At 70.2% G+C, this 326-nt stretch carries 1 protein-coding gene; it reads left to right on the top strand.

Annotated elements, in window-relative coordinates; all coding sequences use genetic code 11:
* Positions 1-24 precede the first annotated feature (24 nt).
* Positions 25-326 (top strand): ATP-binding protein (locus IE99_RS29945; protein WP_169744509.1); only part of this gene is annotated, 302 nt, incomplete at its 3' end.

Raw genomic sequence — 326 nt, 5'->3', positions numbered from 1 at the left:
GAGGCGGCGCACAACGAGATGGTGGTGAAACAGGACCTCAAGGTCGTCGCGGAGGTGCGGCGGTTCGTCCGGTTGGTGACCGGTCAGTGGGAGGTGGACGACTTCGTGCCGTGTCTGGTGGCGAGCGAGCTGGTCACCAACGCTCTGCGGTACGCGTCCGCGTCGGACGAGGACGTGATCCTGCGGCTCGGCCGCGCCGAGGACGGGGCGCTGTGGATGGAGGTCCAGGACGCGACCCCTGACCCACCGCACATGCGCGCCGCCGACACGGCCAGCGAGTCCGGACGCGGCCTGTTCCTCGTCGACCAGTTCGCGCGCACGTGGGG

Source organism: Spirillospora albida (assembly GCF_000718255.1).
GTDB classification, from domain to species: domain Bacteria; phylum Actinomycetota; class Actinomycetes; order Streptosporangiales; family Streptosporangiaceae; genus Spirillospora; species Spirillospora albida.
This window is presented reverse-complemented; position numbering and strand designations above follow the sequence as displayed.